Here is a 21216-nt window from a genome sequence, read left to right as displayed (position 1 = left end):
TAATATAGTTTTACTGCTTTTTCATTACTAATTTTATAAAAAAAGTAAAAATAAGATAGAAGGCAGTTTTTTGTCTTCTATCTTTCAAGTTATAGAAAACAGTTTAAACCTCCGATAAATTCCACAACAACTGATTCGCCTCAGCAATTATATTCTTACCTACTAATTTCTTGATAAATACTAATTTATTATCAGGTTTAATTTTTGCGTTAGCAGTATAGGTACTGACGAATTTTAGAATCTTATCAGCCATATCAGCGTTTTTATAAAATTTAATTACAAAACCGTTATCGCCTGAATCTAGATTTTCAATGTTCAACTTAAAGCATAATAATTTTATTTTAACAATATCAAGTAAATTATTAAATTCAGTTGGCAGGCTGCCAAATCTATCTATCATTTCGTCTTTAAATTTTTCTACTTCTAAATCATCGTTTAGATTACCTATTCTTCTATATAAACCAAGCTTTAGAACTGAATCCGATACATAATTATCAGGAATAAAGACCGATAAACCTAAATTAATAGTCGGGATGAAAGGCTGTTCACCGCTTATTGGCTCATCTTTAAAAATAGCTATCTGTTCTTCCAGCATTTCTTGGTAAAGCTCTGTTCCAACTTCTCTAATTTGTCCTGATTGCTCTTCACCGATTAAATTACCAAAACCTCGTAAATCCATATCATGACTTGCGATAGTAAAGCCTGAACCGAGAGCACAGCTATTCTGGATTATCTCTAAACGTCTTAAGCTATGTGGCGTCATTTTCTTATGACTTGGCAGCGTTAAGTAGGCATAACCTCGCATCTTACCTCGTCCAATTCTACCCCGTAACTGATATAATTGACTCAAGCCCAGCATATCGGCTTTATGGATAATCATAGTATTAGCGTCTTGTATGTCAATTCCTGACTCTATTATAGTTGTTGAGATTAATATATCGAATTTGCTGGCATAAAATTCGCTCATAATCTCATCAATTTTATTCGGTGACATTTTACCATGTGCTACTTTATAGCTTAATTCAGGGACTATTTGCTTTAACTGCTTTTCGATATCTTCTATATCATTAATTCTTGGAACGACAAAAAAGCTTTTACCGCCCCTAAAATGCTCACGCAGTAATGCATCCCTGATAATAACAGGATCAAACGGCATAACAGAGGTGCGGACTTCCAGCCTATTTAGCGGAGGTGTTGCGATAATGCTTAGCTCTTTTAAGCCGGTCATCGACATTTGTAAGGTGCGAGGTATTGGAGTCGCAGACATTGCAAGCACATGGGTAGAAGATTTTAGCGATTTAAGGAATTCCTTTTGGCCAACGCCGAAATGCTGTTCTTCATCTATAATTAATAGTTTAAGGTTACAAAATTTAGTAACTTTATGTAGTAAAGAATGCGTACCTATTATTATATTTATCTTACCGCTTTCAAGTTCCGATCTTACAATCTTTGCTTCTTTGGAGCTAACAACACTAGATAATTGCTTGATATTTAAGCCAAAATCTTTAAATCTTTCGGTAAATCTTGCAAAATGTTGGCTGCATAGAATAGTAGTTGGTACGACAACCGCCACTTGCGGTGAATTTTCGTTTAGGGATTTAGCAACCATAAAGGCAGCACGCATTGCTACTTCAGTTTTACCAAAGCCAACATCTCCGCATATTAGCCTATCCATTAGCATGCCATTGCTTAAATCTTCTCTAATATCATTTATTGCATTTAATTGATCTTCAGTTTCGGTAAAAGGAAATTTAGCACAAAATTTATCATATTCTTCAAGGTCAAATTCAATAGCAGCAGTGGTATTAAGTTTTCTCTTGGCAGCTATTTGCATTAAATGCAAGGCAATTTCCTTAATACGGTTTTTAAGCTTAGCTTTATTTTTTTGCCATGAGACGCTTCCGAGCTTATCAAGCTGGGCAACATCACTGCCATATTTCTTTATTACCTCAATATTTTCAACGGGTATATATAGCTTATCATTACCGGCATAGAGAATCTTTAAGAAATCATGAAGCTTGCCTTTAATTTCTAAAGCTTCAAGCTTTAAGAACTGCCCTATACCATGATCTTTATGGACTATTAGTTCTCCCTCGGCTAAATGATCAAGCTCAAGTAAAATATTTTTGAGTTTCTTATTAGTGTTTGTAGTGATAACTTTTTCTTCTAATAGCTCGCTAGCTGCAATAAATAAATATTCAGGAGTAGACAAGCTTTGATTTAAGGGTAATATGGCAATATTTATTGCACCAAGATTTGCTTCTTCCAAATACTCTACTTGATTATAATTATATTCATAATTTCCGATTATACTTTTAACTCTTTCAAAGCTACTTAAAACGCTTGAGCCTATAATAATTTTCTTACGAGAATTAGCTTTGATAACTTCAAACAGCTTATCAAAAACAGTTTTCTTTTCTACAAAGCTTGCAGCTGCTATATTTTCAACTATGCTAGCCTGTTCGGAATTTTCATAACTAATTAGGATATTATTTTCCTGCTCAAGTAATTCTATAGCTTCAAGAGAAGTAAAATATAGCTGGGAGGGTGAAAGAGTAGGGTAAAAGCTGTTAAATTTAAGCTTATTGGCATCTAGCCTTGCTTTGTAAAAATCATTATAGCTATGCTCAAATTCTAAAATAGCCTGCTTTGTTAGATTATCAAAGATAATGACCGGCTTATTAAGATAATCTATTAAACCGGAATAGTCATCATAAAATAAAGGTAGTAACTGCTCATAACCTGAGAACTTTCTTCCGCCGGTTATTGCTTCATAGGTATGGTTAACTCCAAAATTACGCAGGTAATTATCTTTAAAATTACTGATTGTTTCAGAATTTAAAACTATCTAATTTGCTGGACTAATAATTAGTTCATTACAAGATTTAGTTGAGATTTGGGTATCAATATCAAATTGTTTACTCGACATAATCCCAGCTAAAATTAATTCTATAGCCTTTAGATTCAGGTAATATTAAGTCAACAATCTCGCCTCTAACTGCAAATTCTCCAACATCAACAGTGCTTGCATTCCTCGTAAAGCTATTTTCTACCAAAAACTTACTTAACTCATTTGCACTCAGCTTCATTTTAGGAAATAATTTTAGATAATATTTAGCAAAGAATTCTCTAGGCGGTAATTTATTCAATAAATTCGTTGCTTGAGTAATGACTAATTTATTTCCTTTATTGGTCGTAAGTTTGGTTAATGTTTCGGCTCGCTTAGATAGTATATTGCAATTTGGTGACGTATGGTCATAAGGAATTGTATCATAGCTCGGAAAATAATATATATTTTCGCTCGGTAAAAAAATAAAGCCTGCTTGTATAATTGCAACGCCTCTTCTTCATTACTTGTAACTAAAATGAAATCTTGCTTAGAATTCTTTATAAAGCTATCAATTGTGAAGAAAGATTTAGCAGCTTGTGGAAATTTTTGTTGTAACATGTATGATGGGAAATTATATTTTTATTATTTTGCGTAATTGCTCCATTATTTCGGCATCTAAATTAGAAGGAACGGAAGATTTATTAGTAATCCAATTATAAAGATCATTGTCATTTTGATCAAGTATTAAAGTATAGCTTAAAAGTTTTTCTTCCGCCATGAAAGGTAGATAAAGACTAGCAAAATTGCCTAATATATAATCCATTTCTTTGCAGCCACGATTTTTACTACGATAAAAAAGTTTCTTTTGTAAAGAGTTTTTATTTAATTTATTCATGTTATAAAATCTTGCAAAATTTTTTTATGATAATATTATTAAAACTATCAGAGACTAAGAATATTTTAAAAATATTTAAGGTTTTACGAAAGCTATACTATCTTAATAAATTCATCTTCGCATGAATAAAATCCAATAGTTTAAACATTTTTATTATATATAACAGCAATATATAGGCAAAATATGTTAGTTCAAAATATCTGTTCTAAAGAAGCTTATAATATGCTGGTTTCAAATAATAATACTTTTCTTGTTGATGTTAGAACAGAAGAAGAATGGAAACATGTGGGTGTTCCGAGTTTGAGTAATAAAAATAATGTAATCTTTTTAAGCTGGCAGCTATCACCTTTTATGGAGCTGAATAGAGATTTTGAAGATAGATTTTTATCTATTATTGATGATAAAATGTCTAACATTATATTTTTTTTATGCAGATCAGGGCATAGATCATTAATGGCAGCAAATTTTATGGCTAATATAGGTTATAAAAATTGTTATAATATTATTGATGGTTTCGAAGGAAATCTTCAAAATAAAGGCTGGAAACAAAATAACTTACCGTGGCAGTTTTAAGTGAATACTAATCAAATAATTTTAACAAATCAAAATGATAATAGTGTAAATGTCTGGAGTAACGTAACCCAAGACCTTTATAACTATTACGGTGAGGCTTTATATAATAGCTGGTTTAGTAAGGTCAATTTTATAGAATCTTCACTAAATACTGTTATCCTTTGTGCTCCTACTAATTTTATTAGAGATTGGATAAAATCTAAATATTCTGTCGTTATATTGCAATTATTTCAGCATTATAATAATGCTATTAAAACAGTAGAAATAATTACTAAAGAATTGCCGGCATCTAATCAAGCAACTCTTGAGTTGCCTACTAAAACTTTTGCCGATATTGGTAGTAGCGAGCTTAATTCAGAAAATATTTTCTCAACACTTGATATACGTTTTACTTTCGATAATTTTGTTGTTGGTGCTCCAAATGAGCTTGCTTATGCTGCTGCAAGAGCAGTAGCTGAATCTTCAAGTGCAGTTTCCGAATCTAATCCTCTTTTCCTATATGGTGGGGTAGGGCTTGGTAAAACCCATTTAATGCATGCAATTGGTTGGTACATAAAACAGAATAATCCAAGCCGTAAGGTTATATACATGTCGGCAGAAAAATTTATGTACCAATTTGTTAAGGCTTTGCGTAACAAAGAAGTAATGTCTTTTAAAGAGAAATTTCGCTCAGTTGATGTATTAATGATTGATGATATTCAATTTATTTGTGGTAAAGATAGTACGCAGGAAGAGTTCTTCCATACGTTCAATACGCTGATTGATAATAACCGTCAGATGGTTATTTCTTGCGATAGGTCGCCTTCCGATTTAGATGATATTGAAGACCGAATTAAATCCCGTTTAGGGTGGGGTTTAGTGGCAGACGTTCATAGCACTACTTATGAGTTACGTCTTGGTATTTTAGAGTCTAAAATTGAGCAGATGAACGTTAAAGTTCCAAAAGATGTAATTGATTTTTTAGCTTCTAAGATTGTTTCAAATGTAAGAGAGCTTGAGGGAGCGTTAAATAAGGTTATTGCCTACTCTAACTTTACTGCAAAAGAAATAACACTCGAAAATACACAAAATATTTTAAGAGATTTGCTCCGTTCTAATGAAAGGATAATTACAGTTGAAGATATTCAGAAAAAAGTAGCTAATCGTTACAATATTAAATTATCTGATATGTCATCGCCAAGAAGAATGCGTGCTATTGCAAGACCGCGTCAGATAGCTATGTATTTAAGTAAAATCCTTACCCCTAAAAGTCTAGTCGATATAGGTAAAAAATTCGGTAAAAAAGACCACACAACAGTTATGCATGCCATCAAAAAAGTAGAAGAGCTACTAGAAAGTGACTTAGAATTACGCGAAGAAATTAACCTAATGATGAAAATCTTGCAGAATTAGCTTATGTGTCATTGCGAGGAGAGACAAAGTCTTGACGTGGCAATCTCATGAAGTAATATTAAGACTCTATTAAAGGCAAATATAATAATGCGGTGATTATATCAGAAGAAGAATATGAAGGGTTGCAAGAAACTCTAGCTATTTATTCTGTGCCTGGATTAGTTGAGAAAATTCTTAAAGCTAGTAAAGAACCGTTAGAAGACTGCATTACTCATGAAGAATTTTGGAAAAAATAAAATCTTTGCAAAACTTTCTGGGAAGTACGATATTAAAAGAACCATAGAGAATTATGGTTATGGGGAAGGGTGGGCGTATTTTTTAGAAATTAATCCTAACGAATTACTATATAAGGAAGAGCTGAGCTTTAATTATTATGGCTGTGATAATCAAATATTTGCAGTAAAAGAATATAAATATATTCTGGAAAATAATAATATCATCAAATATTTTACTACTCCAGAGAATAGCTTGTTTTATCAGTTAGATTTCATCAATAATATATACTCAAATGATTTGAAGAACTGGAATGTAAAACAAGGGATAAGCACACATAGCCCATGCTTAATAGGCAAGCATGTAAGTTCCCCGAAGTTTTGCAGAGCCAATTCTTCAGAGCAGAAGAGTATAAAGGCTGTAGGTAGACATTTATGCGGTAAAGACCACTATAATGCTACCTATATATTTCTAAATCCTGATTCCTTTATTCTTAATTACCAAGTCCTAGGACCAGAAAAAAATTATAATATTAATAGTAGTTTTACAAGGATATAGAGCTGCTATCTTCCCCCATTATCTTATAATATTCTTTTATTGCATCATCTAAACTTGAATCATAATTTTCTTCATTATGAGTTTTTAAAAGTTTGTTATTAATATTTTCAGTACTAACTAGTTTTCTTTTAATAGGAGGTATTGAAAATTTTAATTTATCTCCGGATTGAGAAAATATAGAATTAGAGTTATTTATTTTGGCTGTAATATCTTTTAATACTTCTTTATTTTTAAGTTCTTCTACTGTTTTTACATTTGTGATATATTCAGGTGCATCAATATTGTACCATTCTTTTATCTTCGCACATAAAATTTGTAAAATCTCAGGGATAATTTTCTTGATATCCTTTTTTAAATCTGCTTGGACTTTGACTAAAAAAGAGTCAAGCTTAGGTAATATTTTTTGGAATTCAAAAAATGTATTTTCTATCAAATCTTTAACTTTCTTTGAAAATATGGTTTTTTTTAATAGTGCTTCTTTAAATAATAGTAAATATTGTTCTGGTCGACTGCCAAAATGAGGAATTAAATTATGTAGATTTTCCTCTAATACTTTTATTAAATTAGCAGGATAATTTTTTAGCTTCCCTATAGAACCTAAGAATGCTTGTATTTCTTGTAGCTTTATTGAATCTATTTCTTTCTCTTGAAGAACTTTTTTTGTATATATTAGATTAAATATTTGAGTTACATTATATGTGTCATAATCCATAAAATAACTGTTTGGAAGTTCAAGAGGATAAGAATACGCTATACCTCTTGCTTGTGAGACTGCTGTATGAGTAGCCATAGGAAAAAAATCTGTTTTTAGATATTTGCTATCTTGTGCAACAAGCTCAAGGAATATAGGAGCAGTAAATAATGTTGCATTATTTCTTTGCATCTCAATTATAAATAATAAATGAGTTAGTTGTTCAGCAAAATTATTTAGTTTTTTAGGTAATTCTATTAAATTATCATGCTCTTTATTTTGAACAACTTCAAAAATACGTTTTATTATGTTTTTTTTGTATGGTTCATTATTTGATATTTCTTGAAAAATTTCTTTATAAGTTCCAAATCCAAACTTTTCTGTTTGTACACGTTACTTGTTTTATAATGCAATATATGAATATCTGTAAAAACTTCTAATTGAGAATTTGAAATTTTATAAACAGTAGATGAGTTATAATTGTTTGCTTCTTGTATTTTTATATATTTTAATGTGTTTTTAATATTCCTAGTATTGAGTTTTGAATAAGATAAAATTTCCCCTACATTATTGAAAGTTGAATTGATTTCTAATGGATTTTTAAATAATGGTTTTAAATTAATTGTAGAATTTTGCAATTCTTTAAGTAAAATTTCTCTCACATTAGCGATGGTAATTGTATCTTTTAAAATAAAAGTTTGTGGTAATTTTAAATTTCTATCAAATATAAAGTTAAATAAGTCAATATAATCATCATCTATTATAGGATTTTCTTTATTATAATTAATAAATAACTGATTTAGTTGCTTGTTAAAAACAGTTTTTATATCATCTAGTATTTTATTATATTTTTCAGTACTTAAACTTAATTTTGTAGCTTTAATGTTTTGATAAGTATTATTAATTATTGAGCTTTTAAATAATCTATCAGCTAAATTATGTAGTATTAGTCCTAGTTTAGTTTTAAATTCATCAGCATTATTTATATGCTTAAAATTTAATATATTACCTAATAAATAATTATGATAATCTACCTGCTTAATTTTAGTAACTACTTGATTTTCTCTTTCTTCTCCTGAACTTGAGCTATCTATATATATTTTTTTCATAAATACTAATTATTTTCTTCAATGTAATTTAAAGCTTTACATGATCCTAAGAAACTAACAGCAAAATCTTCATAATTATGTTGAATTGCTACTGGTTCTATAAATTTTAAATTAAGTTCCTGTCCATCAATTCCTGTAATACCTAAAACGCAATCAATTAGGGCAACAGCAGTAATAACATCTTTTTTTGCCATACATTCCAAAATTTTACCTTGGATATAATGAACAATATTTTGTTTTTGATCAGGTATAGTAAAAAACTCCAGCACCTTTTTTACACTAGGTTTTATTGAATTAACTTTCTTTCCTACCTCTCTAGGATCATACTCAATCATAATTTCTACCCTTAGTTTTTTAAATATCCATCAAGTATAGTTTACTAATAGTTGTAACTTTATTTAACAAGTTAAAATATACTAAGTATTCAAATAGCAATAAGTTGACAATTATTAACTTTTATTATATATTACTGCACAATTAAACTTTGGGGTTATTGTGATGGCAGAGATAATAGATGGCGTAAAAACTAATGATAATGGAATAGATCTCTTATTATTAGAAGGAGGAGGTGTAAAAGGGGATATAGAAGTAGTAATATTAAACAATATAGAGCAATTAACTGGTAAGCCCACATGTGAATTATTTCCCGTTAGAGGAGGTACTAGTGTTGGTGGACTTATTGCTATTTTGTCTGGAATACCTGATCCTAATGATTCTCATAAACCATTACTTACTATGCAAGAGGTTGTGGATTTATTTGAAAAAATGGCTCAAGATATTTTTCCGCAGGAATTAACTTTTAGGAAAGTATGGAGCTTAAACGGCTTATTAAGTTACAAATTTTCTCCAGAACCTTTAATAAAATTATTAAAAGAATATTGTAAGGATTACACTTTAAAAGATTTAATCGGAGATGTTATAGTTACAGGCTATGACCTTGATAATAAAGAAAATCCGCTTATTACTTTTTCTACAATAGATGCTAGGAAAAGTGACGATAATAATTATTTACTATCTGATATAATTCAAGGAATAACTGCTGCACCAGGATTTTTTCCTAGTAAATCATTAAGCAATGTAACTAACACTAAACATCATACGATTATTGATGGAGGAGTGTATGCTAATGATCCGGCTTTAATGACATGGAAATTATTGGAGGAAAATAATTATAAAATTGATAATGCTATGTATCTATCATTAAAAGAAGAATCAAATGATGAGTACCAAACTATTTGTTGTGGTGGAGGAATAATAGAGTTATTAAAAAACAATATAACAGGTAAAATTTTAGATGCAACGCAATTATCTGATGAAATGATCACACAAAAAATTTTTGGTGATAAACTAATAGAAATAGCTACCTATATTCCAGAAGAGCATTCTGGAATGAGTAATTCAAGCACTGAAAATCTTCAAGTACTTAAAGAGCTAGCAAACAAATCTATTCATGAAAGCTCTAATTTTAAGAATATAAATTATAATGAAAATTTTAAAGAAATTGTTGATAGGGTGGTCGTTAATTATAATAAAAATAACCCCGATAATAAAATTGTTGAGAATGATTATTATAAAGAATTATTTTCTAATGTTTTTGATAGGAATAATATTGTGGATGAGGGATTTGAAGAGGATAAGAATATAGAAGTTGTAAAAGCTAAACCCGAAAAACAAGTTTTAGATTTAGAAGATGAAGGTTTTGAAGATGATATAGAATATGAAAAAGCTGAACTATTAACAGGTGTAAAGAAATTTTTTGAGGAATTTAGTGAAAAAAATCCAGACCTAAAAGAAGATATAGAGCAGTTTTTACAAAAGGCTGAAAGCTATACATTAGAAGAAGTAAAAGAACGAGTTGTTAATTTTGAACAAGCAAGTTTAAAATGGCAAGAAGAGCAAGCTAAAGACGATATGTTAAGTAGTTGTGCTAAAGAAGCTTTAAAAGAAGATATTGAACTCGAAGGTGAAGAGCATACTGATGATGCCCTAGGTTATAATGAAATCATGGTGTAATATACTATCTTTATAGTACTAGACAGTTAAACATTGTTATTGTGAAAATGTTACGTAATAGCCAGCAAAGCAATCTAGTACCTTATATGTCATTCGAAGCAACGGCGGGAATCTAGGAAAAAAAGTCTAAATACAGCAATTTTTTAGAATATAAAAGCTTAGGTATCTCGCTTTATGCTGGATTCCCGCCGTTGCTACAGTAGTGTCCGGAGAAAAAATAAACGTTGTTATTATTAGGTTTTTTCGTCATTGCGAGAAGAATTACAAAGTAATAAGGGCGAAGCAAGGAAGTAAAAAAATGCTAAAATTAGTTATTTTTTACTATTTTTCTGGATTGCCACGCGGTCTACGACCGCTCGCAATGACGGTTTTAATAATACTCCAATTTTCTCCGGACACTACTGTGCCGTTGCTAAGAATGGCATAGAATAAATCACGGGATGACAGTGGAAACTGATCCACGCGGGCAATGCCACTATAGGATAACACGCAGAAGATATTTTTCGATCTATGCAACAACCCCACCTAAATGACAAAGATATAAAAACAATAGGTAGACAAAGTTTAATTTGAAAAAGAGCGAGGAATCCGCAAGACAAAGAACGGCGGTAGTTACTTAATATAGTTCGTACCGCAGTACTTGTAGTTTTTTTAAGTTAAACAAGCATGATATTAACGAGAATATAGCTCGACTACTAAATGAACTTCAGGAGTGAAAGGATATCTAACGTCGGAAATCGTTGGGACTCTTAGATATTTACCACTTAGTGAATCTACATCAAATGATACATAATCAGGTGTTGTTTGACCTTGCTTTGAAACTGATTCTTGAATGATGCCCATTTGTCTTGAAGCTTCTTTGATCTCTATAACATCACCTTCTTTAAGACGCATACTTGCTATATCAGCTTTCTTACCGTTTACTTTAATATGACCGTGTGATATTAATTGTCTAGAAGAGAAAATAGTTGGTGCAATATTCATTCTGTAAACTATAGAGTCAAGCCTACTTTCAAGTAATCCGATGAAGTTCTCACCAGTATTACCTTTCATTTTTTGAGCAAATCCAAAGATATTTCTAAATTGCTTTTCAGTGATACGACCGTAATGGCATTTTATTCTTTGTTTAGCTTTTAAATGTAACCCATAATCGGAGGTTTTAACCATGGTATTGCGTCCATGCTGACCTGGGCGATAATTTCGGGTATTAAATGCATCTTTACCATCACCCCATAAGCTAACACCAAGTCTTCTACTAGCTTTATATTTAGAACGTACGATTTTTGTCACTGAAAATATCCTTAACTTTTAAATTATAATTACAAAAAAATATATACATTTCTTACATTAAAGTCAATCGTTGATTTTTACCTTAAAACTTTTTATATTTAGTAAAAAAACTTTTATATGAATTCTTTAACAAAATCAATAAGTTTAGATAAAGTTAGTTATCCTCAAAGTACAGTTAAAGACTATATTTTACTAATGAAACCACGTGTAATGTCATTGGTTGTTTTTACTGGCTTTTCTGGAATGTGGCTTGCTCCTAATTCTCTGCATCCTTTCATTAGTGTAATTGCTTTAATCTGTATAGCGATAGGTGCAGGTAGTGCTGGAGCGATTAATATGTGGTATGATAGGGATATTGATGCCTTGATGAAACGTACACAAAAAAGACCGATAATAAGAGGTGCTATAGAAGCTGACGAAGCGTTATCATTCGGATTGATAATGGCATTCTTTTCAGTATTTTTTATGGCATTATGCGTAAATTTCCTATCAGCATTATTATTATTATTTACTATTTTTTATTATATTTGCATTTATACTATGTGGTTAAAGCGTAGTTCTATCCAAAATATTGTTATTGGTGGAGCTGCTGGAGCTCTCCCTCCTGTAATAGGTTATGCTTCTGTAAGTGGCAGCGTGTCTTTGGATTCTATTATATTGTTCCTAATTATCTTTATTTGGACGCCGCCTCATTCTTGGGCTTTGGCTTTATTTTGTAACGATGATTATAAAAACTGTAAAGTGCCTATGATGCCTGCGATAAAAGGAGCTTTATATACTAAGAAGCAAATTCTAATTTACAGCATACTTTTATTTTTGACTTCTCTTATGCCTTTTTTTATAGGTATGAGTAATATTATATATTTAGTAATTGCTGTGGTACTTGGTTTAGTGTTTTTATATTATTCTATATCATTATTTTATGATAATGCTGATAATAAGCAGGCAAAAAGATTTTTTGCTTATTCGATATTTTATTTGTTCCTCATATTTCTACTTTTAGATTTTTGTCATACATAGTTTTAAACTACCTTGACAAACCTAATCACAAAATAGTTACTTTTTATTAACAAGCCTATATAATGCCCTTTTAAAATCATTTTTTATAAGGACATTAATGGTTAATACAAGAAAATTTACAAATGAAGAACAAAAAATATTAGAAAATTTTGTAAAAAGTAATCAAGTCATAGAGTTGATCAATGATAAAATTTATGATACTGAAAAATGTAGGCAGTAGGTAAATGAAAATTCAAAAATTAATGATGCTCTAAGTAAATATCTAAATTTCAAAACAAAATATTCATTAGATTATAAAGATAAATTCTTGTGGCTATTATCCGATATAATAAATTGTCAGTCAGATGAAAAAGCTAGCCCATATCATAAACAAATTAATAATTCTGCAAATCTTAAAAATCTTTTGATATTATTAGGAATATGTGCAGAAATTAACGAGATTCAAAATATAATAAGTGACGATCTTATAAAAAATAATAAATACTTAGAAGAAATAGCAAAAATGTGCTTGGATCATTACTCTCTGGAGAAAAAGAACTTCATACCTTCAAATAGACTTAATTCAATCTTAAAAGAAATTAACAAATATAATAATAATTTCACAAGTAATTTATATAATGATTCAGAGATTGAAGAAGATATAGATGATCTAATATCTTACATTGAAGAGAAAAAAATACCTTACGATTTCATAGAATTAGAAGAAGAAAAATTTGAAAATAGAGGTATAAAACGAAAATACGAAGAAGATAAGATGAGAATAACAACGATAATGATGAGTATCCCACAAAAAAATTAGTTAAAGATGAAAAAATATGTTATCCTGCTACAATATTACCATTTAATTTAGAATGTATCGGTGAATCAATACCTAGTTCAGATTCTGAATAAAATCTAAGTTATTTAATATACTGCTATATTCTATTTTAGTTGTGTGAATTTTAATAATGTCCTTTACAACTTTCTATTATAATAATTTTAGTTTCTTTATTGAAAGAATAAACTAATCTATGCTCTTGATCTATTCTTCGAGACCAAAAACCACTTAACTCATACTTTAAAGGTTCAGGCTTTCCTATACCGGTACAAGGTGTTGACATAATACTATCTATTAAAAGATGTATTCGTTTAGTCATTTTTTTATTAGTGTACTTCCAAAATTCTAACTGTGTTAAAGCTTCATCAGACCAAACAACTTTCAAAATTTTTACCTTCTTGTTTCTGTTTTGCTTTTAAAAGTTGTTCTGTAATATCTTCAGCAGGTACACCGCTATCATAATTCATCCACCACTGATCTTCTGCATTTTCTATTTGTTCAAGATCTTCCTTATTAATCAATAAAATATAATCTTTAATATTATTAATTATATTAACTTTAAAAAATTCCTGTATTTTTTCTTTGGTCATAGTATGATTTATACTTTCTATAGCTTCAAGCCAAATAGAATGCCGGTGTGTTAAATTACGTAAATAGCTTGCCGTATGTTCGCCATATATAGAATATATTTTATAAATTAAGTTTTTTTGCTGTTGTGTGTAAATATCAAAGTCCATTTCACCGGGGGCGGCAATTGGACCATCTTGTAAATTACCGAACGGTATACGTAATTTTGGTACTACTGGTCCATGTTTCCATGCTTCAATCTCTTCTTCAAAAAAAGGTTTATTAAATAAAGAGAGATGAACACCTTGAGCAAAATATATTAGTTTTTGAAGCTTTAGCTGAGTTATAGTATCTCCTGCTTCTCTATCTACTAGAACTAAGAAATAATTAGCTACGTCAAAACAACTAATGGTTTTTTCTGTTTGTTTGTTATTCATAATTATAAATAATTATACTTATCTTTTAACTTTATAACATAAATGTATAATAAATACTACAAATCAAAACAGTTTCTTTAATCCTTTTTGCAGCAGTTTATTAACAGGATCGGTAGGTTGTTGGTTTTGCGGTTGCTCTGTATTATTCTGTTCATTACTACTATCTTCCTTTTTCTTTCTTAAACCTAAAGCATCTTTTATAATATTTTCAGGTTTCTTTTCACCACTTTTTAGGTCTTTAAGGACGCTGCTAAATACATTTTTTACTAAATATGTTTGAAGAGCTTCTATATCTAATTTATGTTGCGGATTATTTATAGAACCATAAAATTTGACCCCTAGAGGAGGAAAATTATTGATAGTGACGCTTGCCCCAACATCTAGCATATATTGCGGTAGGTTGATTTGACCATGAGCATTGGCTTTAGCCGGGCTAGCATCTAAATGACATTCAGTTAGTCGTACCATGCCACGCTCTATATTGCCGGTTGCTACTAAATTGGAAAAGGATGTAGTACCGCCACTAAAAGATCCATTAATAAGGCGTAGAACTCCTTCGGTATTTTTAGCATTATTTATCGCATCCACAATGCGGTTTAAATCAAATCCGCTAATTTTTCCATTACTACTATTTACGTTAAATTGTCCATTTAAATTATTAACATAAGTATAAACGCTATTACCAGTAGAATTAAGTTCGGTGGTAAAATTTAATCGTCCATCGATTATTTTTATTTTACCACTTTGTGGAGTTAAGCTTTTAACATAAGCATTTTTTAAATCAATTTTAATCGTTGCATTTTGATCTTTTCCTGAGCTTACATAACCGTTTGCGTTAAGATCGCCACCATAAATATTTGCACTAACTGAAGTAATATTTAGCTTACCTCCGGTAATAGCTAATTTTGCTTTAAAATTATTTATTACCAATGAATCATTGGTTAGTTTATCTATATTTGCTGATAGCTGTCCCTCGATTGTATTTAAAAAGCTTAAATCAATAGGACTATTTGACCAAGGAGTGCTACTTTTAGGAGCATTAGCAGACGCTTAACCTGTATTATTTGCAACAGGATTAGAAGTAGATGTAGGTGCAGGAGCAGGGCTGCCTGAGGTAATTTTTTCTAAGTTAATTAATGGGCTGTATATATTAAGGTTAAAATTAGTTTTTTGAGAAGCTAAATTAACATCGCCTTTAATTGCTATATTAGTATTAAAGGCTGATATTTTATCATTTATCTGTAATGTATCTTTAGTTTTTTGCACTTCCCCATTTAATTGTAATGTTCCAATACGATTTAGATTATTGACTCCAAGCAAAGCCATAAATGACTCAAAATTATTAATTTTTAAATTATGAATAGCAGATATGTCTTGCTTCAGATTTTTCAGGGTTACATCGCCTGATAAATTACTATTTCCAGCAATTAAATTGATATTATGTAAAATTAGGGCTTGTGAATTATAGACTACATTGGAAATAAGAGAAATTTTTTGGTTAATAATAGGAGGTAATTTATCAGTTTTTATTTTCAGAGCGTTAAGTAAAGGTTTTAGATTATCTGCTGCTATTTTAATATTACCATTGAAAATACTTGCCTTATCTAAATTAGAGCTAATATCACCAATGATATTACCCGGGTTTGCAATAATATTTGCCTTTAAACTACTATGTTCTATATCATAATTTGCGTTTGCCAGTAATTCTATATTAGTATAGTTAAGCCTTGCATCTTTTAAATTTAGATTTTTGCTATCTGCAATTATGGATGCTGTTAACTCATAATCATTTTGTAAATCACTTGGCAGCCCTAGAGTTTTAGTATTACCTTTAATATTTGCAAGACCTATGAAAGAATTATTTTCACTATCGAGCTTTCCCTCAATTTTAATTTTTTCGTCCGCAATATTGATATTTGCACTTAATGGTATTACTTTTCCAATTTCTTCAATATTACCATCTATATAAATTTTTTGCTCTAGAGCCTCTAATGCTAAAGTAAAATCTATTGGACCTTTAGTACTTTTAACGTGAGTATCTAAATTAATATTGTTAAATATTTTTTCATTACCATTATCTCTATATATAATTTTACCATCTGATATCTTGAAGTGATTGATAAGAATAGGAAGTTCTAACTCAGTTTTGGCATTAGAAGCTGTAGGTATAGGAGCATCTTGATTTATTTCAGTTTTATTTTTAGGCGTGGAAAACTCCCAATTTTTTTGTCCATTATTTAAAACTTCAAGATTTATAACGGGCTTTTGTAGCTCTACAGATGCTACTTCAATTGTTCCTCTAAAAAGTGGTAGAAGCTTAAGTGAGGCTTTAGCGTTTTCAACAGATACTAAATAAGGCTCTTTTGTTTTATCTATTAAAGATAATTTAACTTCCGGTAAGGATATTGCAGGATTTGGTAGTAAAGATAATTTTATATCGCCATTAATAGTTAAATCTCTATTTATCGTTTCTTTGACTTTACTTATTATTATCCCTTTATAATTGTTCAAAGGGATAAAGAAAGGAATAATAATTAACAATAATATTATACTGATAAATATAATAAGTGAGTATTTCAAAGTTTTATTCATATGATTTAACCTTTCTTAAAGCTATATTTAATTAATCGGTATTTCTTTTGCGTCCTGCTCTTTAACCTCTATGCGTGGCAAGGTAATAGTAAGTATACCGTTTTTTAGACTTGAAGAAATATTTTTTTGATCTACATCCTCATATAAAGATATTACATAATTAAAGTTCTTATTCATATAATTATTTGAATCATCAGCTTTATTTTCGTCTTCAATGTTTCCTTTAACGAATAATTTATTACCATTTACTTTAATTTTGATATGATCTTTATCAAAGCCAGGTACTTCCATAATAATAATATATTGTTTGTCTTTAGTAATAAATTTGCTCTTAATGCTACTCGATTCATAAAAAGGTAACTTATTTTTAAATAGGTTATCAATATTTGTAATCTGGTTATCTAGTAATTCTATTGCTTGATGTAAGGAAGTTGTATGATTAGAGTTATATGCTTGGTTTTGATTTGCTAATGTAGCATTACTAGATAAGATGACAGCTGCTATAGCTGGGATGTAAGCTTTAATTTTCATAATACTAACCTTGTATACTCGATGAACTTCAAAAATTGGCTACGTCGTTCTATAAGTACTGCGGTACTCACGTATTAAGTATACGCTCCGCTCCTCGTCTTATGAACTCCTTGCTCTTTTTGAAGTTGATCTTCGTCTACTAAATTTTTATTTATTAAAATTCAAGTCTTATATTTATATAGTTTGTTGAAAGTACGTTGACCAAAATAGAAGCTAATAATACCTGCAAAGATGGTTTGATCATCAATAGTCCATAATATATCTAAATATTGTACTAGTAGGGCAGAGCTTTTTAATGATTTATATTGAACGTATTTAACTATTCCATACATAGCAAAAAAACTATAAGCAAGCACCGGTCTTACCGAGCCGTTTAAGGCATCAACCCAACTAACTCCAGATTTATAAGTAGAATAAAGGGCATGCTGTTCTGCCATTTCTTGTGATATTGTAAGCTCGGTAAAAGTTTTAGATTGGTTAAGTTTGTTATTAGTAATTTGGCGATCTAAAATATCTATCTCATGCCTTTTGTCGTTTATATCTTTATAAATTTTCAAAATCTCAGGAATTATAGAACTAATAAAACCTGTTATCGCTGCAAGTAAAGTAATCATAAATATACCTTTGATATTTCAAGGTTTGGTAAGTCAAATTTCGGGATTCGTTGTGGCTTTGTTGCGTAGATCGGAAAACGTCCTCGGTGTCATCCCGTGGCTTGTCCACGGGATGACAGGGGGAAGTTGCCCACACAACAAATCCTTCGTTTGTGCACACGTAATTCCCATATGTTAAATTTAATATAGCAAGATATATATTTTGCACTAAGTGTTCATAATAATTAGTAAAATATTGTTAAATATAATAAACTTTAATTATTAACTTAAAGTAATAATATTATGCCTGATTCACCAAGCGAAATAACAAAAGGTTATGTTAACGAAGATGTATTAGAACGAATAGTTAAAGGAGAACCGACGAAAGAAGATGTGGCTACTTTAAGCAGTAGTTTTGAGAGTAATCCAAAAGAGAGAACAGAGTTTGTTAAGAATTTAGGAGATAATTTAACTCCTAATGCATTACATAAGTTAAACTCTATGGTAATGCAGCAAGCCGATAGATTATCACAAGAAACTGATCCGAATTTTCAATGCCGAATTGCTGAAACTAAAATTTTTCAAGAATTATTACAGTTAGAAGCAGAAAAAACGGGCATGAAAGCGGAATTTGATAAAGAGGGCAATTTCATACCTCCTAAATTATCTTCTGCTATTGAAGACCATTATGCTACTTTAGCAGATAAAGGAGGTTTCTATGATAAGCGTTCCGGTTTATCGTCAGATCCTAAAGAAACTAGGATAGCTAAATCAGTAGGTTTTATGCTTGATGCTCTACTTGCAAGAAATACTGAACATTACAAAAATTTACCTCCTCAAGAACAATATGGCTTAGAAGATAAGTTAAGAGATATAAGAGTAAATAAATTAAATGATAAAACTTCTGCCCCGCCTCAACATAAAACTGATAAAGAGATGGGAATTAATGAAACAAAACTTACTGATAAAGAAGCTCAAGAAAAAATCTCTAAAATCGGTAAACCATTTTCTAAATTTTTAACAAATAATATAGTTGATGCTACATTAAAAAATCTAGAAAGCGAAAATTTTAAACTAGACGAAGAACATAAAACCAAAATCACTGCGGCATTGTCTGAATCTTTAGAAAAGATTTCATTCTCAGAATTATCAACAAATAAAACGGAAATAATAAATAATCTAACTAAAGACTTAAAAGAAAAGCAGACTATGATTTCAAAAGCTGCTCATGCTTTGCCCGGCAAATCTTCTTATCATATTTCCACCGAAAATGTTAAAAAGATTGCTAATAATATTGGTGAAAAATATCAAGAAAATAAACCACCTGAAAGTGCTATCATCAAATCTACACCTCCTGTTACTTCTAAAAATGAAGAGCAGAGCAATAGTAAAAAGAAAAGTTTTATCAAAGAAAAAGTATCCCATATGAAAGATACTTTTGGTAAAGCAGTAATTGCAACAAAAAATATTAATCAACTTCGTACTACTTTGTCTAAATCTGTAAAGGTGAATAAAGATCAAGATAGAGGAAGATAGTTATGTCATTTCCGTCATTGCGAGGAAATTATGAAGTAATTGACGAAGCAATCCAGTAAAAAATGCTAACTTTATAACATTTTTTATTATTTTTTCTGGATTGCCACGCTTATTTTATTCGCGTAGCTCAGACGATTTGGTATCCACGCAAGCAAGTCTTGCGAGGAGCGTAGCTTTGTTGCAATCTCATGAAGTAAGATTCATGAGATTGCTTCGTCGGTTATTACATAACCTCCTCGCAATGACATTATCCACTATTTCAAATTAGACCAGATGCGGTTTTTGGCAATATAGAAGAATATAGTAAACGCTACTAAAAACATCATAACTTTAAGCCCCATAGATTTACGATGTTCCATTTCCGGTTCAGCTGCCCATTGTAAAAATACTGCAACATCGTGGCTCATTTGCTCAACACTTGCATTAGTGCCGTCCATATAAGTCACCTGCCCATCTATTAGAGGAGGGGGCATTGCTATCTGACCGCCTGGGAAATACGGATTATAGTGAGCACCATTCATTAGCTTGAATCCTGTAGGCGGTTCAGCATAACCGGTAAGTAGTGAATATACATAATTCGCTCCATCATGACGAGCTTTAATTATCAATGATAAATCGGGCGGATGAGCACCGTTATTAGCCGCTCTTGCTGCCTGCTCATTTGGATAAGGCGATACAAAACGATCAGATGGAAGAGCAGGGCGATCAAACATCTCACCATCATCATTCGGACCATCCTTTACTGTATAATTTTTAGCAATTTCTTTGATCTCTTCTTCAGAAAAGTCAATATCCCTAAGATTACGATAATATAGATTGCTTAAGCTGTGGCAAACGCTACATACTTCTTTATAAACCTGAAAACCTCTTTGTGCGGCTTCACGATCAACACTGCCACGCAAGCCCTCAAAGTGCCATTTCATTTTTTTTGGATGTAACGCTTCCTCATTGGCTAAGCTTAAAGCAGAAATTAATATTATAATGATAGAAGTGAGTAGTTTAGTTTTCATATGATTTTTTTGAATTGTCATTGCGAGGAGATGCATAGCATCGACGTGGCAATCTCAGGAATTTATTATTATTTAATAAGATTGTCATATTGAGGTTTTGTCTTTTCTCACAATAATATTTTTATTTATAGAATAATTTCATTATATAAATCATCCCAGTTTGTATTTATTTGTTCTATTAATTTAATCTTTTTATCTCTTGAACCAGCCTTAATTTGTTTTTCTTTATTTATTGCCGAATCCATAGTTTGATGAAGCTCATAAAATACTAATATTTTACAATTATATTTTTTACTAAAACCTTTAATATTTTCGTTTTTATGTTGGTATATTCTTTTTATAAGATTAGAGGTTACACCGGTATAAAGTATACCATTTTTTTTATTAGTAGTTATATATACAGCTGGTTGTTTCATAAATTTGTATAATACAAAATGTCGTGAGTTATGCCTCCTGAGATTGCCACGTCGATGCGTTACATCTCCTCGCAATGACGTTTTCCAATTTCCTGAGGTTGCCACGCTCCTTACAGTCGCTCGCAATGACAAT

At 30.4% G+C, this 21216-nt stretch carries 20 protein-coding genes and 2 pseudogenes; 9 read left to right on the top strand and 13 right to left on the bottom strand.

Annotated elements, in window-relative coordinates; translation table 11 throughout:
* Positions 1–103 precede the first annotated feature (103 nt).
* A pseudogene (gene mfd, locus AAHF54_RS05020) lies at positions 104–3448 on the bottom strand (transcription-repair coupling factor).
* A gap of 13 nt (positions 3449–3461) precedes the next feature.
* Positions 3462–3725 (bottom strand): succinate dehydrogenase assembly factor 2, encoded by a 264-nt coding sequence (locus tag AAHF54_RS05015; RefSeq protein ID WP_341794344.1) that lies wholly within the window; start codon positions 3723–3725, stop codon positions 3462–3464.
* Positions 3726–3908: 183 nt separating this feature from the next.
* On the opposite strand from AAHF54_RS05015, the gene AAHF54_RS05010 reads away from it, so the two are divergent.
* The 4 genes from AAHF54_RS05010 (at position 3909) to AAHF54_RS04995 (ending at position 6461) form a co-directional block, all read left to right on the top strand.
* Positions 3909–4298, top strand: coding sequence for a rhodanese-like domain-containing protein (locus AAHF54_RS05010; RefSeq protein ID WP_341788205.1), 390 nt, complete (start codon positions 3909–3911; stop codon positions 4296–4298).
* Positions 4299–5690, top strand: coding sequence for a chromosomal replication initiator protein DnaA (gene dnaA / locus AAHF54_RS05005; protein WP_341788204.1), 1392 nt, complete (start codon positions 4299–4301; stop codon positions 5688–5690). It begins immediately after the preceding gene.
* A 92-nt stretch (positions 5691–5782) separates the two neighbouring features.
* Positions 5783–5926, top strand: a complete 144-nt coding sequence (locus tag AAHF54_RS05000) for a hypothetical protein (protein WP_341788203.1) — start codon at positions 5783–5785, stop codon at positions 5924–5926.
* Positions 5904–6461, top strand: coding sequence for a DUF6314 family protein (locus AAHF54_RS04995; protein WP_342169885.1), 558 nt, complete (start codon positions 5904–5906; stop codon positions 6459–6461). Before AAHF54_RS05000 ends, AAHF54_RS04995 begins: the two co-directional genes overlap by 23 nt.
* Here AAHF54_RS04995 and AAHF54_RS04990 read toward each other — a convergent pair.
* The 3 genes from AAHF54_RS04990 to AAHF54_RS04980 all read right to left on the bottom strand — a co-directional run bounded on the left by AAHF54_RS04990 (position 6448) and on the right by AAHF54_RS04980 (position 8596).
* A complete protein-coding gene (locus AAHF54_RS04990; protein WP_342169884.1) occupies positions 6448–7344 on the bottom strand; it encodes a hypothetical protein in 897 nt (298 codons plus the stop codon). The two genes, AAHF54_RS04995 and AAHF54_RS04990, sit on opposite strands and share 14 nt — an antisense overlap.
* 113 nt (positions 7345–7457) lie before the next feature.
* Positions 7458–8261, bottom strand: a complete 804-nt coding sequence (locus AAHF54_RS04985) for a hypothetical protein (protein ID WP_341788200.1) — start codon at positions 8259–8261, stop codon at positions 7458–7460.
* A 5-nt stretch (positions 8262–8266) separates the two neighbouring features.
* Positions 8267–8596, bottom strand: a complete 330-nt coding sequence (locus AAHF54_RS04980; protein WP_341788199.1) for a hypothetical protein — start codon at positions 8594–8596, stop codon at positions 8267–8269.
* Between the two features lie 163 nt (positions 8597–8759).
* Here AAHF54_RS04980 and AAHF54_RS04975 point away from each other — a divergent pair, with 163 nt between their 5' ends.
* Positions 8760–10274, top strand: coding sequence for a patatin-like phospholipase family protein (locus AAHF54_RS04975; RefSeq protein ID WP_342169883.1), 1515 nt, complete (start codon positions 8760–8762; stop codon positions 10272–10274).
* 672 nt (positions 10275–10946) lie between these two features.
* Here the strand turns inward: AAHF54_RS04975 and rpsD are convergent.
* Positions 10947–11564, bottom strand: a complete 618-nt coding sequence (rpsD, locus tag AAHF54_RS04970; RefSeq protein ID WP_011477507.1) for a 30S ribosomal protein S4 — start codon at positions 11562–11564, stop codon at positions 10947–10949.
* A gap of 117 nt (positions 11565–11681) precedes the next feature.
* Here rpsD and cyoE point away from each other — a divergent pair, with 117 nt between their 5' ends.
* The 3 genes from cyoE (at position 11682) to AAHF54_RS04955 (ending at position 13383) form a co-directional block, all read left to right on the top strand.
* Positions 11682–12584 (top strand): heme o synthase, encoded by a 903-nt coding sequence (cyoE, locus tag AAHF54_RS04965; RefSeq protein WP_341788197.1) that lies wholly within the window; start codon positions 11682–11684, stop codon positions 12582–12584.
* A gap of 97 nt (positions 12585–12681) precedes the next feature.
* A complete protein-coding gene (locus AAHF54_RS04960) occupies positions 12682–12804 on the top strand; it encodes a hypothetical protein (RefSeq protein ID WP_342169882.1) in 123 nt (40 codons plus the stop codon).
* A gap of 87 nt (positions 12805–12891) precedes the next feature.
* The gene (locus AAHF54_RS04955) at positions 12892–13383 is read left to right on the top strand and encodes a hypothetical protein (protein ID WP_342169881.1); all 492 of its coding nucleotides are present in this window, start codon (positions 12892–12894) and stop codon (positions 13381–13383) included.
* Positions 13384–13525: 142 nt separating this feature from the next.
* On the opposite strand, the gene AAHF54_RS04950 is transcribed toward AAHF54_RS04955, so the two are convergent.
* The 5 genes and pseudogenes from AAHF54_RS04950 to AAHF54_RS04930 all read right to left on the bottom strand — a co-directional run bounded on the left by AAHF54_RS04950 (position 13526) and on the right by AAHF54_RS04930 (position 18142).
* A complete protein-coding gene (locus AAHF54_RS04950; protein ID WP_342170241.1) occupies positions 13526–13789 on the bottom strand; it encodes a Txe/YoeB family addiction module toxin in 264 nt (87 codons plus the stop codon).
* Positions 13767–14405: a Panacea domain-containing protein gene (locus AAHF54_RS04945; RefSeq protein WP_341788194.1), complete on the bottom strand. Its 639-nt coding sequence runs from the start codon at positions 14403–14405 to the stop codon at positions 13767–13769. The genes AAHF54_RS04950 and AAHF54_RS04945 overlap by 23 nt, the downstream gene beginning before the upstream one ends.
* A gap of 63 nt (positions 14406–14468) precedes the next feature.
* A pseudogene (locus AAHF54_RS04940) lies at positions 14469–16997 on the bottom strand (AsmA family protein).
* Between the two features lie 27 nt (positions 16998–17024).
* Positions 17025–17522 (bottom strand): Hsp20/alpha crystallin family protein, encoded by a 498-nt coding sequence (locus tag AAHF54_RS04935; RefSeq protein ID WP_341789231.1) that lies wholly within the window; start codon positions 17520–17522, stop codon positions 17025–17027.
* A gap of 167 nt (positions 17523–17689) precedes the next feature.
* The gene (locus AAHF54_RS04930) at positions 17690–18142 is read right to left on the bottom strand and encodes a hypothetical protein (RefSeq protein WP_341795223.1); all 453 of its coding nucleotides are present in this window, start codon (positions 18140–18142) and stop codon (positions 17690–17692) included.
* Positions 18143–18424: 282 nt separating this feature from the next.
* On the opposite strand from AAHF54_RS04930, the gene AAHF54_RS04925 reads away from it, so the two are divergent.
* Positions 18425–19657 (top strand): DUF5410 family protein, encoded by a 1233-nt coding sequence (locus AAHF54_RS04925; RefSeq protein ID WP_341788192.1) that lies wholly within the window; start codon positions 18425–18427, stop codon positions 19655–19657.
* 254 nt (positions 19658–19911) lie between these two features.
* On the opposite strand, the gene AAHF54_RS04920 is transcribed toward AAHF54_RS04925, so the two are convergent.
* Both AAHF54_RS04920 and AAHF54_RS04915 read right to left on the bottom strand, forming a co-directional pair.
* Positions 19912–20667, bottom strand: a complete 756-nt coding sequence (locus AAHF54_RS04920) for a cytochrome c1 (protein WP_342169880.1) — start codon at positions 20665–20667, stop codon at positions 19912–19914.
* Between the two features lie 125 nt (positions 20668–20792).
* The gene (locus AAHF54_RS04915; RefSeq protein WP_341788190.1) at positions 20793–21083 is read right to left on the bottom strand and encodes a GIY-YIG nuclease family protein; all 291 of its coding nucleotides are present in this window, start codon (positions 21081–21083) and stop codon (positions 20793–20795) included.
* Between the last annotated feature and the right edge of the window lie 133 nt (positions 21084–21216).

The organism is Rickettsia endosymbiont of Seladonia tumulorum, from assembly GCF_964030815.1.
Lineage (GTDB): Bacteria > Pseudomonadota > Alphaproteobacteria > Rickettsiales > Rickettsiaceae > Rickettsia.
The sequence above is the reverse complement of the archived record's forward strand: the minus strand, read 5'-3'. Positions and strand labels throughout refer to the sequence as shown.

Coding starts and splice junctions, on each gene's coding strand:
- AAHF54_RS05015 (WP_341794344.1), bottom strand. CDS start 3,725: ATGAATAAATTAAATAAAAACTCTTTACAAAAGAAACTTTTTTATCGT.
- AAHF54_RS05010 (WP_341788205.1), top strand. CDS start 3,909: ATGTTAGTTCAAAATATCTGTTCTAAAGAAGCTTATAATATGCTGGTT.
- AAHF54_RS04995 (WP_342169885.1), top strand. CDS start 5,904: ATGAAGAATTTTGGAAAAAATAAAATCTTTGCAAAACTTTCTGGGAAG.
- AAHF54_RS04990 (WP_342169884.1), bottom strand. CDS start 7,344: ATGCAAAGAAATAATGCAACATTATTTACTGCTCCTATATTCCTTGAG.
- AAHF54_RS04985 (WP_341788200.1), bottom strand. CDS start 8,261: ATGAAAAAAATATATATAGATAGCTCAAGTTCAGGAGAAGAAAGAGAA.
- AAHF54_RS04980 (WP_341788199.1), bottom strand. CDS start 8,596: ATGATTGAGTATGATCCTAGAGAGGTAGGAAAGAAAGTTAATTCAATA.
- AAHF54_RS04975 (WP_342169883.1), top strand. CDS start 8,760: ATGGCAGAGATAATAGATGGCGTAAAAACTAATGATAATGGAATAGAT.
- cyoE (WP_341788197.1), top strand. CDS start 11,682: ATGAATTCTTTAACAAAATCAATAAGTTTAGATAAAGTTAGTTATCCT.
- AAHF54_RS04960 (WP_342169882.1), top strand. CDS start 12,682: ATGGTTAATACAAGAAAATTTACAAATGAAGAACAAAAAATATTAGAA.
- AAHF54_RS04945 (WP_341788194.1), bottom strand. CDS start 14,405: ATGAATAACAAACAAACAGAAAAAACCATTAGTTGTTTTGACGTAGCT.
- AAHF54_RS04930 (WP_341795223.1), bottom strand. CDS start 18,142: ATGATTACTTTACTTGCAGCGATAACAGGTTTTATTAGTTCTATAATT.
- AAHF54_RS04925 (WP_341788192.1), top strand. CDS start 18,425: ATGCCTGATTCACCAAGCGAAATAACAAAAGGTTATGTTAACGAAGAT.
- AAHF54_RS04920 (WP_342169880.1), bottom strand. CDS start 20,667: ATGAAAACTAAACTACTCACTTCTATCATTATAATATTAATTTCTGCT.
- AAHF54_RS04915 (WP_341788190.1), bottom strand. CDS start 21,083: ATGAAACAACCAGCTGTATATATAACTACTAATAAAAAAAATGGTATA.